The 15767-nt window shown below is 55.5% G+C and carries 20 protein-coding genes; 5 read left to right on the top strand and 15 right to left on the bottom strand.

The features are described from left to right. Nucleotides 1-53 precede the first annotated feature (53 nt). A complete protein-coding gene (locus tag GW591_RS21185; protein ID WP_013573831.1) occupies nt 54-932 on the bottom strand; it encodes a U32 family peptidase in 879 nt (292 codons plus the stop codon). Between the two features lie 14 nt (nt 933-946). Continuing rightward, the gene (gene ubiU / locus GW591_RS21180) at nt 947-1942 is read right to left on the bottom strand and encodes a ubiquinone anaerobic biosynthesis protein UbiU (protein WP_013573832.1); all 996 of its coding nucleotides are present in this window, start codon (nt 1940-1942) and stop codon (nt 947-949) included. A gap of 315 nt (nt 1943-2257) precedes the next feature. On the opposite strand from ubiU, the gene ubiT reads away from it, so the two are divergent. Continuing rightward, complete coding sequence (ubiT, locus tag GW591_RS21175; RefSeq protein WP_013573833.1) at nt 2258-2779, top strand: ubiquinone anaerobic biosynthesis accessory factor UbiT; 522 nt, start codon at nt 2258-2260, stop codon at nt 2777-2779. Next, nucleotides 2773-3276: a GNAT family N-acetyltransferase gene (locus GW591_RS21170; RefSeq protein ID WP_013573834.1), complete on the top strand. Its 504-nt coding sequence runs from the start codon at nt 2773-2775 to the stop codon at nt 3274-3276. Before ubiT ends, GW591_RS21170 begins: the two co-directional genes overlap by 7 nt. 40 nt (nt 3277-3316) lie before the next feature. Here GW591_RS21170 and GW591_RS21165 read toward each other — a convergent pair whose 3' ends face one another. Beyond that, nucleotides 3317-3619 carry a GIY-YIG nuclease family protein gene (locus tag GW591_RS21165; protein ID WP_119261172.1) on the bottom strand — a complete coding sequence of 101 codons (303 nt, stop codon included), beginning with the start codon at nt 3617-3619 and terminating at the stop codon, nt 3317-3319. Between the two features lie 115 nt (nt 3620-3734). Here GW591_RS21165 and GW591_RS21160 point away from each other — a divergent pair, with 115 nt between their 5' ends. Further along, nucleotides 3735-4169 (top strand): YhbP family protein, encoded by a 435-nt coding sequence (locus GW591_RS21160; RefSeq protein WP_013573836.1) that lies wholly within the window; start codon nt 3735-3737, stop codon nt 4167-4169. Nucleotides 4170-4274: 105 nt separating this feature from the next. Beyond that, entirely contained in the window at nt 4275-4916 is a 642-nt protein-coding gene (locus GW591_RS21155; protein ID WP_013573837.1) for a Rossmann-fold NAD(P)-binding domain-containing protein, read from the top strand. Between the two features lie 98 nt (nt 4917-5014). On the opposite strand, the gene GW591_RS21150 is transcribed toward GW591_RS21155, so the two are convergent. The 10 genes from GW591_RS21150 to phnF all read right to left on the bottom strand — a co-directional run bounded on the left by GW591_RS21150 (nt 5015) and on the right by phnF (nt 12674). Next, nucleotides 5015-5653 (bottom strand): LbetaH domain-containing protein, encoded by a 639-nt coding sequence (locus GW591_RS21150; protein ID WP_013573838.1) that lies wholly within the window; start codon nt 5651-5653, stop codon nt 5015-5017. 8 nt (nt 5654-5661) lie between these two features. After that, on the bottom strand, nt 5662-6237 hold the full coding sequence (gene phnN / locus GW591_RS21145) for a ribose 1,5-bisphosphokinase (protein WP_013573839.1): 576 nt from the start codon (nt 6235-6237) through the stop codon (nt 5662-5664). A 75-nt stretch (nt 6238-6312) separates the two neighbouring features. Beyond that, the gene (gene phnM / locus GW591_RS21140) at nt 6313-7449 is read right to left on the bottom strand and encodes an alpha-D-ribose 1-methylphosphonate 5-triphosphate diphosphatase (RefSeq protein ID WP_013573840.1); all 1137 of its coding nucleotides are present in this window, start codon (nt 7447-7449) and stop codon (nt 6313-6315) included. After that, a complete protein-coding gene (phnL, locus tag GW591_RS21135) occupies nt 7446-8153 on the bottom strand; it encodes a phosphonate C-P lyase system protein PhnL (protein WP_014411575.1) in 708 nt (235 codons plus the stop codon). The genes phnM and phnL overlap by 4 nt, the downstream gene beginning before the upstream one ends. A 28-nt stretch (nt 8154-8181) precedes the next feature. Continuing rightward, on the bottom strand, nt 8182-8973 hold the full coding sequence (gene phnK, locus GW591_RS21130; RefSeq protein ID WP_112152052.1) for a phosphonate C-P lyase system protein PhnK: 792 nt from the start codon (nt 8971-8973) through the stop codon (nt 8182-8184). After that, nucleotides 8973-9848: an alpha-D-ribose 1-methylphosphonate 5-phosphate C-P-lyase PhnJ gene (locus tag GW591_RS21125; RefSeq protein ID WP_013573843.1), complete on the bottom strand. Its 876-nt coding sequence runs from the start codon at nt 9846-9848 to the stop codon at nt 8973-8975. The genes phnK and GW591_RS21125 overlap by 1 nt, the downstream gene beginning before the upstream one ends. Next, nucleotides 9838-10920, bottom strand: a complete 1083-nt coding sequence (locus GW591_RS21120) for a carbon-phosphorus lyase complex subunit PhnI (protein ID WP_013573844.1) — start codon at nt 10918-10920, stop codon at nt 9838-9840. The genes GW591_RS21125 and GW591_RS21120 overlap by 11 nt, the downstream gene beginning before the upstream one ends. Continuing rightward, nucleotides 10920-11501 (bottom strand): phosphonate C-P lyase system protein PhnH, encoded by a 582-nt coding sequence (phnH, locus tag GW591_RS21115; RefSeq protein ID WP_037034216.1) that lies wholly within the window; start codon nt 11499-11501, stop codon nt 10920-10922. Before phnH ends, GW591_RS21120 begins: the two co-directional genes overlap by 1 nt. Nucleotides 11502-11504: 3 nt before the next feature. Then, nucleotides 11505-11948 (bottom strand): phosphonate C-P lyase system protein PhnG, encoded by a 444-nt coding sequence (gene phnG, locus GW591_RS21110; RefSeq protein ID WP_013573846.1) that lies wholly within the window; start codon nt 11946-11948, stop codon nt 11505-11507. Continuing rightward, the gene (phnF, locus tag GW591_RS21105) at nt 11949-12674 is read right to left on the bottom strand and encodes a phosphonate metabolism transcriptional regulator PhnF (RefSeq protein ID WP_013573847.1); all 726 of its coding nucleotides are present in this window, start codon (nt 12672-12674) and stop codon (nt 11949-11951) included. A gap of 267 nt (nt 12675-12941) precedes the next feature. Between phnF and GW591_RS21100 the strand changes: the two genes are divergently transcribed. Next, nucleotides 12942-13103 (top strand): type II toxin-antitoxin system CcdA family antitoxin, encoded by a 162-nt coding sequence (locus GW591_RS21100; protein ID WP_112152055.1) that lies wholly within the window; start codon nt 12942-12944, stop codon nt 13101-13103. Between the two features lie 34 nt (nt 13104-13137). On the opposite strand, the gene nrdG is transcribed toward GW591_RS21100, so the two are convergent. Both nrdG and nrdD read right to left on the bottom strand, forming a co-directional pair. After that, the gene (gene nrdG, locus GW591_RS21095) at nt 13138-13602 is read right to left on the bottom strand and encodes an anaerobic ribonucleoside-triphosphate reductase-activating protein (RefSeq protein WP_013573851.1); all 465 of its coding nucleotides are present in this window, start codon (nt 13600-13602) and stop codon (nt 13138-13140) included. A gap of 4 nt (nt 13603-13606) precedes the next feature. Then, nucleotides 13607-15745 (bottom strand): anaerobic ribonucleoside-triphosphate reductase, encoded by a 2139-nt coding sequence (gene nrdD / locus GW591_RS21090; RefSeq protein ID WP_037034337.1) that lies wholly within the window; start codon nt 15743-15745, stop codon nt 13607-13609. Between the last annotated feature and the right edge of the window lie 22 nt (nt 15746-15767).

Here is a 15767-nt window from a genome sequence, read left to right as displayed (position 1 = left end):
AAAAGGGATATGACCGTAACGTCATATCCCTTTTTAATTTTGTCTGCATGCGGTTACTGACGCAGTTCCAGCCCGGCGACGCGCTGCCAGTAGCCGTTACAGTCGGCTTTATCGGTGAGCGTCAGCGGATGCAGACCACGTTCGTTAGTACGAAACGCTTCGAGTGTGGCGAGCGTGCCGATGGTTTCCGGCGACAGACGCACAATATCCACCAGTCCCTGCATCGACGTCAGTTCATTGCCGAGGTTATAGCAATACCCGCTCTGCGTCTGAATGCCGTTGAGCACGAACACCTGCTGATTTTCCTGAGACAGCATTTTGCGGCCCTGCGGATAATTGATGCAGCAGGTTTCACACTCATCCTTCGCCCGGTTTTCTGAGCGTGCGGTAAAACAGCGCGCCGAATACGCCAGCGGCAGATGTCCGTAGGACAACACTTCCACTTCAAACTTATCGCGGATGCCCAGATCCTGACACTGGTTCAGCAGGTTCACCAGCCAGTCGCGGGAAAGCTCGACCGGCATACACCAGCGCACCATGCCCTGTTTTTGCAGGATTTTCAGCGTGACCGCGTTATAGCAGTTCAGCGCATGGCCGACGACAAACGGCAGGTTACGCTCAGCCGCCATATTCACCGCGCCGAAATCATTGGCTTCCAGCAAAAACTCGCCATTCTCCACATAACGTTTCAGTTCGTTAAGCTCGGACGGTGCCTGTAACAACGCCAGCGTGGAAATCACCACCTGTTTGCCGGTTGCTGCCAGCTGACGGGCGATCTCCAGCCAGTCGTTCACTTTCATTTCACGGCGTTTGGTACATACATTTTCGCCGAGGTAAATCACATCCGCGCTGCTGGCCGCCGCGGCCTGATAAAAATCTTCAACCTGTGCTTTCGGCCAGTAATAAAGGATGGTGCCTAAAGAATATTTCATCATCGTCTCTTCAGTTACTGCCACTTGCGGTGATAGGCACCGAGCGTCGTTTGTGTGCCCTCAGACATGGAACCCAGCGTGTTCATCCAGGCTTCATCGGTTTTGAAGTTTTGCGGATCGGCCATACAGCGGTCGATGGCCGCACGCCATACGCGCGCGACCTGGCTGACGTACGCCGGGCTGCGCTGGCGTCCTTCAATTTTCACCGAGGCAATATTCGCGGCGAACAGTTCCGGTAATAATTCCAGCGTATTCAGGCTGGTTGGTTCTTCCAGCGCATGGTATTTCGCGCCATCCACCAGATAACGACCTTTGCACAGCGTCGGATAACCGGCGTTTTCACCTTCTTCATAACGGTCGATCAGGACATCATTCAGCCGTGATTCCATGCCCTGTGCGGTCTGTTGCCAGCGCACGAACCGCGCCGGAGAACAGGCACCGACGGTATTTGGCGATTCACCGGTCAGATAAGACGAAAGATAGCAGCGGCCTTCGGCCATAATGCACAAACTGCCGAACGCGAACACTTCCAGCGGCACAACGGTAGTACGGGAAAGCTGACGCACCTGATGCATGGAAAGCACACGCGGCAATACCACTCGGGCGACATCAAAGTTGCGTTTATAAAAACGAATGGCTTCGTCATTGGTGGCCGAAGCCTGCACCGACACATGGCGCTCAACGTGGGGATATTTATTCGCCGCGTAATCCAGCATCGCCAGATCTGCCAGAATCAGCGCATCAGCGCCGAGTTGTGCCGCCATATCCACCGCGCGTTCCCAGCGCTGATAGCCGTCAGGATGTGCAAACGTATTGATGGCGATATGCAGTTTACGGCGGTGGCGGTGAACATAACTGGCGGCTTCCTGCAGCTTTTTTTCCGTAAAATTCAGGCCGGCGAAATGGCGCGCATTGGTGTCATCTTTCAGGCCGATATAAACCGCATCAGCGCCATTGTCGATTGCCGCTTTCAGCGCAGGTAAATTTCCTGCCGGGCAAAGTAGCTCCATTCTCGTTCCTTACTGCAACCGGTCAGCCAAAGCTGAAAAGTTGGGGGTGATGAAAAGCCAGTTGCCGACGTCATTCATTCATCAGTCAGGGCTTTGATTGGTGAACTATTTTAGAGAAGGCAGGGATGCAATATTTTGATTTGAGGCAGTTTCTGCGGCGTTGAAGGGCTTACCGCCGTCGGGGAGGTTGTACGTGGCGTTTTTCTGTTGCAGTATTTATTGATGTAGACCGCTGAACGTTCCCGGCAATGTGTCAAAATAGGCCGTATAACTGCCTTAAAACTTGCCGAAAAGTTACCGAAAGGAGTAGTGCCAGTGTTGCAAAAACTACGTGCACGTTTGGTCCGCCAGGGCCCATCCCTGTTGAGTGTGCCTTTGAAATTTACGCCGTTTGCGTTGCAGCGTCAGGTTGTGCAACAGGTGCTGAGCTGGCAGCTTCGTCAGGCGCTGGCTGATGGCGAACTGGATTTCCTCGAAGGTCGATGGCTGAAAATTGATGTCAGCGATCTGAATCTGAGCTGGCTGATGTCGGTGGACGAAGGCAAGCTGGTGATCGCTGAACACGGCGAGGCGGATGTCAGCTTTAGCGGAAGCGCCAACGACCTGATCCTGATCGCCGCACGCAAAGAAGACCCGGATACGCTTTTCTTCCAGCGACGTCTGCGCATTGAAGGTGACACCGAGCTCGGTCTGTATGTGAAAAATCTGATGGATTCTATCGATCTCGATACCATGCCGCTGTTGCTGAAAAACGGTCTGCTGCGTCTGGCCGATTTCGTCGAAGCGGGACTGCAGGAGGACCGCGGGTCAAAAACTCCGGTAGCTGAGCCATGTTAATCCGTACTGAAATTCCGGTCGATGCTGCGGGCATAGACCGTCTGCTGCGCGCCTCATTCCCGACCGGCGCTGAGGCTGATCTGGTGCAGGAATTGCGCGAAGATGGTCTCCTGACGCTTGGCGTGGTCGCGACCGACGATGAAGGTGGCGTGGTGGGGTATGTGGCGTTCTGTCCGGTGGATATCCAGGGCGAAGACCGCAACTGGGTCGCGCTGGCACCGCTGGTGGTAGAGCAATCTCTGCGGGGGCAGGGGCTGGGTGAAAAACTGGTATACGAAGGGTTAGATTCCCTGAATGAATTTGGTTACGCCGCCGTCGTGGTATTGGGTGATCCTGCCTATTACAACCGTTTCGGTTTTAAACCTGCCGCCGTTCACGGGCTGCATTGCCGCTGGATTGGTACCGAAGCGGCGTTCCAGTTGTTCACCTTATCAGACGATGCGCTGTCTGACGCCAGCGGGGAAGTGGTTTTCCCTTCAGCATTTAACCGTTTCTGATTTTACTCAGAGGCAGTAAAGGCCGGTTTTCCGGCCTTTTTTATTTCCCGCTTTCCGCTAATCCCAGATAATTTTCCAGGCATTCCGGCGCGTTTCTCACCAGCAGCTCTTTCTGTGCCTTACTCAGTTTTTTGACTTTTATTTCCAGCTTTGATGCCAGCGAGCGGTCACCCGCAGGGCACTGGAATGCCAGCTGTAATTCCCCTTTTCCACGCAACGATTTCGCCCCTTTACCCGACTGATGCTGGCCGAGACGCCGCTGCACGTTTGTCGTGATGCCGGTATACAACATCCCGGTGGGGGTTCTCAGCATATATAAAAACCAGTTGGCGGCGGTGGGCATAAGCTCGGGTATGGGAAAGAAAAGGTTGTGTAAGTTTACCCGAAAGGCACAACAGAGTGAGGCAAAACATCGGCATACCGCGTTAAACTGCGAGAAATGAAAATAAGGATCGGCGATGAATAACCCTGATGACCTGAAACATATCCTGAAATTTCTGAAAAAGAACCATGTGCTGGCGCTGTGTGCCTCTGCTGACGGTGAAATGTGGAGCGCTAATTGTTTTTATGTCACCGACGGGGACAGCATGACGCTGTATTTCATGACGGAACTTAAAACCCTTCATGGTTCGCTGATGTCCCGATCGCCCCACATTGTGGGGACGATTGCGCCACATCCGAAAACCATCGCGCTGATTAAAGGCATTCAGTATCGCGGCAAAGCGACCGTTCTTGAGGGTGAGGAGGAAAGCCGTGCACGCAGTCTGTATTGCAAACATTTCCCCGTCGCCATCGCGATGAAAGCGCCGGTCTGGGCGCTGAAACTCAGTCATATCAAAATGACGGATAACGCGCTGGGATTTGGTAAGAAACTGCTGTGGGATCGGCAGTGAGTCTGACTGTCAGCAGTAACAGGAACTGTCTTATAGCGTGATATTCACATTCAGGTAACACTTCAATTCTCTGTGTTTGTATGCCGTTATTTAAAAGGAAGTGATATGGCAAAAGCTCTTCTGCTGGGTGGAAGCGGGCTGATCGGGCGGGAGCTTTTACGCCTGCTGCAACTGGATCCACGTGTCAGCCGTATTGTCGCGCCGAGCCGCCGTCCGCTACCACCGGGCAATAAACTGATTAATCCGCTGGGCGCGAATCTGACCTCGCTGGTTGTCGCACTCGATGAACCAATTGATTTGCTGTTCTGCTGCCTGGGGACCACGCGTAAACAAGCGGGCAGTGCACAGGCATTTCGGGCAGTCGATTACGATCTGGTGGTCGATTGCGCCAAAGCAGCACGGGAGCTGGGCGCACGTCATTGTCTGGCCGTCAGCGCCCACGGTGCGGATGCGCATTCGCGTTTCCTCTATAACCGTACCAAAGGGGAAATGGAACTGACGCTGATGCAGCAGGGCTGGCCGTTGCTCACGCTGGTCAGGCCGTCTCTGTTGGTTGGCCAGCGTCATCCGCCGCGCCTGCTCGAACAACTGAGTGCGCCGTTATTCAAAATGCTGCCAGGAAAATGGAAAGCCGTTGAGTCTGATGTCGTGGCAAAAGCCTTGCAGGAACAGGCATTTAACGCCGGTCTGGGCGGGATCACCGTGCTGGAATCCGATCAGATTGCCGCCAGCATTGAAGAACTTTAATTGGTGTGATCCGCTGAAGCGGATCCTTGTGATAAGGTATCAGGCAAAAAACGCAAATTTTCTGCCTGCCCGACCTTAAGCCCGATCCCTGTCGATCTTCACAGATATTTTTCCGCAAACACCGCCAGATCTCTGAAGTCTGGCATCCTTTCTTTCAGCGTTTCATGATCCCAGTTCCACCACTGACTTTTCTCGATCCTGGCGATCATATTGTCGTCAAAACGCATGCCAATCTTTTTCGCTGCCACACCCGCGACGATGGAGTATGGCCCGACGTCTTTGGTCACCACTGCCGACGTGCCGATTACTGCACCATTGCCGACGGTCACACCAGGCATCAGCACCGCGTTATGGCCAATCCACACATCGTTACCGACCGTGACGTGATGCTCACGCCGCCAGTCAAAGAAATCCTGATCGTCTTCACCGAGTCCGTACGCCGAACTGCGGTAAGTAAAATGGTGCTGCGCCACACGTTGATAAGTCGGATGATTGCCGGGATTGATCCGCACATAGGTGGCGATTGACACAAATTTGCCGATCGTCGCGTAGAAGATCTGATTGTTTCCGGCAGTGTAGGAGTAATCCCCGATCTGCGTTTCTTCGATGATCGCGTTATCTGCAATATGCACATATTGTCCGAGTTGCGATCCATTCAGCTCGACCTGCTGACCGATTTTAGGCTGGGCGTAATTTTGTTCCTCAGCCAGTGAAAAGGGAGAAATAATGTCTGTCATAGGATCCTTCATCGCGAAGTTACGGGATAAACGGGCACGCTGACCGGTAATGAAAGGACAGCCAGAAGATGCTGTAAAGTTTCCTGCAATGCGCCATCGTTGTTTAGCAGATGGCAGCCGGCGGGCAGCGCGCTGGCATATTCTCTGGCGCGCTGAAGACGACAGGCAATTTGCGCCGCGTCTTCGCGCCCGCGCTGCGAAAGGCGCGAGGCCAGCACATCGTCTGAGACCTGTAAACACACCGGCAGCAGGCGCTGACCATAACGCTGACGGGCTTTTTCCAGATGCGCGCGCGAGCCGTTCATGACCACATGACAGCCCAGTTGCATCCAGTGGTCTATCTCAATGCCCACGCCATACCGGCACTGATGCGCGTGCCATTCCAGCGCGAACAACCCCTGCTGGCGACGCTGAAGAAATTCGGCTTCACTCAGCGCAATATGGTTTTCCGAACCGGCGTCTGCGGGGCGCGTAATATAACGATGTGCCACGGTGACGTTGGCCGGTAAATGCTGGCGCAGGGCGTCGAGCAGACTGTCCTTTCCCGAACCCGAAGCGCCCATCAGATAGAGTAAACGACTCATTTTTTCTCCCTTGCTGAGTAAGAATCCGGCCTGCTGCCTCCCCTGCGAAGGGGGAGGAGCAGAACTCTCCTCCCCTCAGAACACCTGAATGCCCTGACGCCAGACGTTTTGCACGTAGTGATGATCGCCATGTGCCCGTGCCAGCACCAGATCAGCGCGCTTGCCTTCTGCGATTTCACCACGATCCTGCAATCCGAGCGCATTGGCCGGATTACGTGTCACCAGCTTCACCGCCTGCGGCAGGCTGAAAGCGTTATTGTCGTCAGTTGCAATGCGGAAGACCGCATCGAGCAGGCTGGCGGGATAGTAATCGGAAGAGAGAATATCCAGCAGGCCGAGCGAGGCCAGATGGTGCGCCGCGACGTTGCCGGAATGCGACCCGCCGCGCACGATATTCGGTGCGCCCATCAGCACCTGCAAACCGTTGGCGTGCGATGCACGCGCGGCTTCTTCAGTGGTCGGGAATTCGGCGATCACGCTGCCGAGTGCCAGTGATTCTTCAACATGCGCGGCAGTCGCATCGTCATGGCTGGCCAGCGAAATATTGCGCTCGCGGCAGTGTGCGGCAATCGCTTCACGGTTTGGCTGCGCCCAGCGGCGCGAGAGGGCTATTTGCTCTTCCTGATAGTCGTCCATCTGCTCGTCGTTAAGGTTGTACTTGCCCTGATAATACTCACGATACTTCTGCGGTGTGGCGAACTGGCGCTGTCCGGGCGAATGGTCCATCAGCGAAACCAGTGACAGTATTGACGTATCCATCAGCTTCTCGAACAACGGCAATGTGGTTTCATGCGGCAGTTCGCAACGCAGATGCAGCCGGTGTTCGGCGCGGTTCAGACCGGCATTCTGGCTGTTGATGATGGCGTCGATCATCTTTTGCAGATTATCCAGACGATGCCCGCCGTCGCGCACATCGCCGACAGCGACGGCGTCCAGTACCGTGGTAATGCCGCTGGCGACCATCAGCGCATCGTGGCTGCTCATGGCAGAATGGGCCGGCCAGTCAACTTTCGGGCGCGGCGTAAAAAATTTATCCAGATTGTCGGTGTGCAGCTCGATTAAACCCGGCAGCAACCAGCCTCCCTGCGCATCCAGCGCTTGCGGCAACTGACTGCTGCTGTCTGCGAAGGCGCTGATCACGCCATTTTTCATCTCAAGCGATCCTTCAACAACCTGATCGTCGAGTACCAGTCTGACGTTATTGATGATCATACGGACATCTCCGGCGCCGTTTCCGGGCTCATTTCATACAAACGATCGGCAACACGTTGGCGCACATCTTCATCGTGGAAAATCCCGACTACTGCTGCTCCGCGCGCTTTGGCCTGTTCAATCAGCGTGACCACGGCGGCGCGGTTGGTCGCATCCAGCGAGGCGGTCGGTTCATCGAGCAACAGCACCGGATAATCCACCACAAAGCCGCGGGCGATATTCACGCGCTGCTGTTCGCCGCCGGAAAACGTTGAGGGCGCAAGATGCCACAGGCGTTCCGGCACATTCAGATGGCGCAGCAATGCGCTGGCGCGGGCTTCGCTTTGCGCTTTATCCACACCCAGTTCCAGCAGCGGCTGCATCACCAGATTCAGTGCGCTGATACGTGGGATCACCCGCAGAAACTGGCTGACCCAGCCGACCGTATGGCGGCGAACGGCCAGGATCTCGCGCGCTTCGGCGCTGACCATATCAATCTGCTGACCCTGATGTTCGACCCAAATTTTGCCGCTGTCCGGCAAATAGTTGCCGTATAACGAGCGCAAAAGGGTGGATTTTCCGCTACCGGAGTGGCCGTGCAGCACCACGCATTCCCCGGCATCGACCGTCAGGCTGGCATTGCTGAACACCGGTAATCTGGCGCTGTTCTGGTTATGCAGAACGAAAGTTTTACTGAGATTTTCGACCCTGAGCTTCGTCGTCATTTTGGTCACTCTTTCTCTGGAATTAGATTCAGGACAGCACGGAAGAAACCAGCAGCTGCGTATATGGATGATGCGGATCGTCGAGCACGCGGTCGGTTAAACCACTTTCCACCACCTGACCTTGCTTCATCACCAGCAAACGGTGTGCAAGCAGGCGGGCAACGCCGAGGTCATGGGTGACAATCACCACCGCCAGTTGCATTTCCACCACCAGTGTGCGCAGCAGATCCAGCAAACGCGCCTGAACGGACACGTCCAGGCCACCGGTCGGTTCATCCATAAACACCAGACGCGGATGCGTCACCAGATTGCGGGCGATTTGCAGACGTTGCTGCATCCCACCGGAAAACGTGGTCGGCAGGTCATCAATACGTGAAACCGGAATTTCGACATCTTCCAGCCACTGACCGGCTTTCTTGCGGATATTGCCGTAATGACGTTCACCGACCGCCATCAGACGCTCGCCGATATTGCCACCGGCAGACACCTGGCGGCGCAAGCCGTCCATCGGATGCTGATGCACCACGCCCCAGTCAGTGCGCAGCAGACGGCGGCGGTCACTTTCTGGCATGTCGTACAGCGACTGCGCAGTGGTCTGGCCGTTGTTGTAGATGACCTGTCCTTCCTGCGGCGCAAGACGGGCGGAAATCGACTGCAACAGCGTGGTTTTGCCGGAACCGGATTCGCCGACAATACCCAGCACTTCACCGGGATACAGATTGAATGACACATCGCAAAAGCCTTTACCCGGCGCATAAAGATGGGTCAGGTTATTCACCGACAGCAGCGGTTCGGCGGCGAGATTTAACGGAGTGTTCATCAGCGGTTACCCTCGTTTGAAGCCTGTTGCTCAACCTGCTGAGCACAAAAATCAGTGTCGGAGCACACGAACATGCGGTTGCCCTGATCGTCGAGCACCACTTCATCGAGATAGCTGTGGTGCGAGCCGCAAATCGCACAAGGTTCATCCCATTGCTGAACGGTGAACGGATGATCGTCGAAATCCAGACTTTCGACTTTGGTGAACGGCGGCAGGGCGTAAATGCGTTTTTCACGTCCGGCACCAAACAGCTGCAATGCGGGCATCATGTTCATTTTCGGGTTATCAAATTTCGGGATCGGCGACGGATCCATCACGTAGCGGTCATTCACTTTCACCGGATAGGCGTAAGTGGTGGCGATATGGCCGAAGCGGGCGATGTCTTCATACAGTTTCACCTGCATCACGCCGTATTCTTCCAGCGCGTGCATTTTGCGGGTTTCGGTTTCACGCGGTTCGATAAAGCGCAGAGGTTCAGGGATCGGCACCTGGAAAATCAGGATCTGATCTTCCTGCAACGGCGTTTCCGGAATACGGTGACGGGTCTGGATCAGGCTGGCTTCCACGGTTTTCCCGGTCGTTTTCACTCCCGCGACGCTCTGGAAAAATTTGCGGATCGACACGGCATTGGTGGTGTCATCCGCGCCCTGGTCGATCACCTTCAGCACATCTTTTTCGCCGATCACGCTGGCAGTGAGCTGGATCCCGCCGGTGCCCCAGCCGTAAGGCATCGGCATCTCGCGACCGGCGAACGGCACCTGATAACCGGGGATCGCCACGGCTTTGAGGATCCCACGTCGGATCATGCGTTTGGTCTGTTCGTCGAGATAACCGTGGTTGTAGCCGGTGATCGTTTGGGCTGCATTATTGTTCATTGGCGGAGTCCTGTTCTTTCGTGGCGCGCAGGCGTTTTAACAACTCCAGTTCGGCCTGGAAATCGACGTAGTGCGGCAATTTAAGATGCGAGACAAAACCGGCAGCTTCGACGTTATCGGCGTGGGACAAGACAAATTCTTCATCTTGCGCCGGACTGCTGATCTGCTCGTTGTATTCACGGGTTTGCAGTGCGCGATCCACCAGAGACATCGACATCGCTTTGCGTTCGGCGCGACCAAACACCAGCCCGTAGCCACGGGTAAAGTGCGGCGGTTTGTCTTCCGGCGCGACAAAACCGTTCACCATTTCGCATTCGGTCAGCAGGATTTCGCCGATATCAACCGCAAAACCCAGCTCTTCCGGCACGATTTCGACGGTCAGCCAGCCGGTACGGATTTCACCGGCGAACGGGTGATTGCGTCCGTAACCGCGCTGGGTGGAATAACTCAGCGACAGCAGGAAACCTTCGTCACCGCGCACCAGTTGTTGCAGGCGCGCTGCTCGGGAGGCCGGAAACACCGGCGGCGTACGGGTGATATCTTCCGGTTCGGTGCCGTCATCTTCTTCACGAACTGCCAGCTGCTGATTCGTCAGCAAATCAAACACATGGCCGCACTCTTCCGGCTGGGGTTCATCGGCTATGGGTGTGAACGGTGCTTCACCTTCGGCCAGCAGCGCGAAATCCAGCAGGCGGTGGGTGTAATCGTAAGTCGGGCCGAGCACCTGTCCGCCGGGCAAGTCTTTATAAATGGCGGAAATCCGGCGTTCGAGGCGCATCGATTTTGTGTTCAGCGGCTCGCTGGTGGCCAGACGCGGCAAGGTGGTGCGGTAAGCGCGCAGCAGGAAAATGGCTTCAACCAGATCCCCGCCGGACTGCTTAATCGCCAGCGCGGCCAGTTCACGGTCATAAATCCCGCCTTCGCTCATCACACGGTCAACGGCTAAGCCCAGTTGTTGTTCGATCTGGTCACAACCGAGTTCATTTACCCCGGTGTTGCCACGGCGCTCGTGCGCCAGCAACTGGTGAGCGGCGGCAATCGCCTTCTCACCCCCTTTAACGGCGACGTACATCAGCACACCTCCACGCGCGTGGTGCGCGGTATGGCAATCAGTTCTTCGCCGCAGGTGAACATAAAGTCCAGTCCCAGCGGGAAACGGTGAGGGCGGTTGAGCAGATAGTCGCGAACGCAATCAGGCAACAGCGGAGAAAGGGTCCGGCTGTTTTCAATACCCGGCCCGCGCAGACGCAGCGGGGTGCCGCCGGTCAGGCTGTCCAGCTGAACAATCACGCTGGTGGCCAGCTCCGGCGACATCTCATCACCGCAGGGGAAAGCCAGCAGGGTGGCGCTGTCGAGCGCCGGATCGGCCAGCGCAAAACTGACAGAGGAAGGATCATCGGTGAGCACTGCGCCGGTATGAAAGCGCAGGTTTTTACGCAGGATTTCATCGTTGAGCGAGGCGCTCAGCCACAGCGGCGTGTCGTTATCGATAAGTGTCAGCAGCACGCAGGCGCTGGCGGAACCTAAAGCACCGAAACCAGGCATGGCGGGAAGTTGCACGCTGACGCCAGGCTCGCTTAACGCTTTGAGGATACGGCGAAAACTGTACTGCGCATCGGCAACCGGATGTTGAAAACTGGCAACAAGTGACATGAGTTATTCTCCGCGAACCAGAGTAAAGAAATCGACGCGGCTGGAAGCCACCTCGCGGGCGCGTTGCTGGCGGCGTTCCTGTTGCAGCGCAGCCAGAGGCGCTATCACGCGTTTATGCAGCAGTTCATCCATGCCCTGCATTTGCAGCAGGCCGTCAATAACCGCGCACAGTTCGGCGTGCGGTTTATTGCGACCACTGACGTAGCTGTAGCCGTAGACGCCACCGTCTAACTGAATGACGGCGCGGGTGACGGTCATATCGCCCATCACAAAACGTTTGCCGGTTCCGCCCATGCGCCCCTGAAGCTGGGTCAGACCGGTTTCAGCGGCGCGGATGCGCTCAAATTGCGGGGACAAATTCAGCGGCTGCCAGTGGGCGAGCAGCTCATCGGGACGGCTGTGAGCCAGCACCGACATCCAGCGCTGGCGGGTTTGCAGGTGATCCATTCAGTGCTCCATGGTCAGTTCGATCATGTCGGCGCGCGTCAGGCTGACGGAGTATTCCGCCACCGTATCGCTGCCTTCACAAATGTTCAGGGTGCGGACACACAGCAGCGGTGCCTGCGGGACGATTTCGAGTAATTTGCTCTCTTTTGCCAGCGCGCGGCGGGCATTGATGCGGGTGGTGCGGCGGCTGAGCTTTTGCTTAATTTCTTCACGGATAAAATCGTGCAGCGAGCCGTTATGGAAATTTTGCAATGCAGGCCACCAGTCGAGATCGGGCAAATAGTGGTCAATCACACAGACCGGCACGCCGTTAACGCGGCGCAGCGTACGCAGGTGAATAATTGTGTCGCCTTCCTGCCGTGACAGCGCCGCCGCGACGTGATCGGTCGCCGGACGCAGCACCGCCAGCAGACGTTCGCTGGTCGGATGGCTGCCCTGATCCAGCAGGTTCTGGCTGAACCGCGCCTGCGAATGCAGCGGATAATCGTAAGGACGCATCAGCACCAGCGTGCCAATGCCCTGCCTGCGTTGCAGCCAGCCGCGATCCACAAGTTCATCCACCGCACGGCGCAGCGTATGGCGATTTACCTGAAAACGTTCGGCAAGTTGTTGTTCCGGCGGCAGATAATCGCCGCAGCGGTAACCGTTACGCAGTTCCTGTTCCAGCTCGGCAGCGATTTGCTGATACACCCTGGCGTGACTGGTCGGATGTCTAGATAAGTTCATCACAATAAATACCTCGCGCAGTAGAAACGGGCAGTAGCAGGGGAAATTTGAAAGCGGTATGAAAGGGTCATGATGCAAACCTCAGTGTGGCGTTGGCATCATCTTGGGCGCGCTAAATGACAATTGGGTGAAGCTCTGGTTGCAGGAAAATGAAGAGTTGGAAGACGTCCCGCAGGAATGAAAGCGGGTGATTTACGGGATGAACAGTACAAATTACACTCTGGTTGTCGGATGTATTTTTAAACATTAATTACAAAAGGACTTTGTATGTCAGAAGCACTCAATCGTGAATTCAACGATTTACCTGTTACGTTAATACCCGAAACACCTGCGCAGAAATGGAGGCGTGAAAATCAAAAAGGAATTGAGGCGATAAATAAATACGTCGAAGAACATGGTTCGTTTTCTGATTATCAGCGTGCATTTTAGAAAAGTGAGGGGAATAATTTCCCCTCTGAAAGCATTAACGCAAATAATGAATCACCTGATTGCCGCTGCCGCGCCAGATAAGCGACGGGTCTTTCAGTTCCTGCACGAACTTCCCGTCGACCAGCACGTTGATTAACGCGGTGACTTCCTGCTGTTCAGCGCTCAGTTCCCCGAGCGTATAACCTGTCCACATCCACACATCTTTGCCAGGGCATTCCGCCTGTACGCGCACTAACAACTGGCGCACCGCCGACAGGTTCTGCGGATGCAGCGGATCGCCGCCGGAGAGCGTCAAACCCTGACGCGGGATCACCGTGTTTTGCAGATCGGCGATGATGCGGTCTTCGTCTTCCTGCGTAAAGAGTTTGCCGGAATCCAGCCGCCAGGTGCTTTTGTTATAGCACCCGCGGCATTCGTGGACGCAGCCGGAAACGAACAGCACGCAGCGTGTTCCCGGCCCGTTCACTACGTCGATTGGATAATATTGATGGAATCTCAAAATATTAACCCAGCTGACCGTTACCCAGATGTTTTATCCGGCGCTTCACTTCTTCCTGCTTACCGGCGTTAAACGGACGTGCATCCGGGCTGCCGAGATAACCGCACACGCGGCGGGTGACCGACACGCGGGAAGGCTCGTGATTGCCGCATTTCGGGCAGGTGAAGCCTTTGCTGGTGCATTCGAATTCACCGGTATAGCCGCAGTCGTAGCATTCATCGATTGGCGTATTGGTACCGTAATACGGCACGCGGGTGTAACTGTAATCCCACACATCTTCCAGCGCTTTCAGATTGTGCTGCAGGTTCGGGTATTCGCCGTAACAGATGAACCCGCCGTTGCTCAGTGGCGGATACGGTGCTTCGAAATCGAGTTTTTCATACGGATTGACTTTCTTCTCGACGTCAAGATGGAAGCTGTTGGTGTAATAACCTTTATCGGTGACACCGGCCACCAGGCCGAATTCGGCTTTATCCAGACGACAGAAACGGTCGCACAGGTTTTCGCTCGGCGTGCTGTACAGGCTGAAGCCGTAGCCGGTTTCATCTTTCCAGCTGTCGGTGGCGGCTTTCAGGCGGGCGACAATCGCCACGGCTTTTTCGCGTAACTGACTGGCATCGAACACGTGGGTCTGATCGCCGAACAGCGCGTTAATGGTTTCATGCACGCCGATGTAGCCGAGCGAAATCGAGGCACGACCATTTTTGAAGATGCCGGAAATATCGTCGTCGGCTTTCAGACGCACACCGCAGGCACCTTCCATGTACAGGATCGGCGCAACGCGGGCCTTGATGCCTTCGAGACGCGCAATGCGGGTCATCAGCGCTTTTTTCGCCAGCAATAAACGCTCGTCGAGCAGTGTCCAGAACGCCGCTTCATCGCGTTTGGCTTCCAGCGCGATACGCGGCAGGTTCAGGCTGATCACACCGATATTGTTGCGGCCTTCGTGGATCATTTCGCCGTTCTCTTCGTAAACGCCCAGGAAACTGCGGCAGCCCATCGGGGTTTTGAAGGAACCGGTGACTTTCACCACCTGATCATAATTAAGAATGTCCGGATACATGCGCTTGCTGGCGCATTCGAGAGCCAGTTGCTTGATGTCGTAATTGGCATCGCCGGCTTTATGGTTCAGGCCGTCGCGGATGGCAAACACCAGTTTCGGGAACACGGCGGTTTTGCGGTTTTTACCCAGCCCGGCAATGCGGTTACGCAAAATAGACTGCTGGATCAGGCGTGATTCCCACGACGTGCCGAGACCGAAACCGAAGGTAACAAACGGCGTCTGGCCGTTGGCGGTGTGCAGCGTATTGACTTCATATTCCAGCGACTGGAATGCGTCATAACACTCTTTCTCGGTACGGTTACGGGCGAACGCTTCGGCATCGGCAATCTGCCATTCTTCAGCGGTCTGACGATGTTTGTTGAAGCTGGCGGTAACAAACGGCGCCAGCACTTCGTCGATGCGGTTAATGGTGGTGCCGCCGTAAATGTGGCTGGCGACCTGCGCGATAATCTGTGCGGTGACGGCGGTTGCCGTTGAAATCGACTTTGGCGTGTCAATTTCGGCATTGCCCATTTTGAAACCGTGATTCAGCATGCCTTTCAGGTCGATCAACATGCAGTTAAACATCGGGAAGAACGGCGAATAATCCAGATCATGATAGTGAATTTCCCCGCGTTCATGCGCCAGCACCACGTCACGGGGTAAAATATGCTGTTTGGCGTAATGCTTGGCCACAATCCCGGCGAGTAAATCGCGCTGGGTCGGGATAACTTTGCTGTCTTTGTTGGCGTTTTCGTTGAGCAGCGCCATATTGCTTTGCTCAACCAGACCACGGATTTCCTGATTCAGGCGTCCGCGCATTTCGCGTTTCACGTCGCGGTCATGGCGGTATTCAATATAGGCACGCGCCAGTTTCTTGTGCGGCCCCGCCATCAGCTGGTTTTCAACCGCATCCTGAATTTCATGGATATCGACGCGCGCCTGATCTTGCAGATTCTCTGCCACAATACGGGCAACCTGCGCGCAATAACCAATGCTGTCGATACCGGCGGCTTCGGCTGCGCGTTGCACCGCTTGTTTGATCAGAACTTCATCGAAAGGGACCTGACAACCATCCCGCTTAATCACGATGGGCTGCATTTTGGTGGATTTTGCGGGTACG

Origin of the sequence: Rahnella aceris (assembly GCF_011684115.1) — a bacterium.
GTDB classification, from domain to species: Bacteria; Pseudomonadota; Gammaproteobacteria; order Enterobacterales; family Enterobacteriaceae; genus Rahnella; species Rahnella aceris.
The sequence above is the reverse complement of the archived record's forward strand: the minus strand, read 5'-3'. Positions and strand labels throughout refer to the sequence as shown.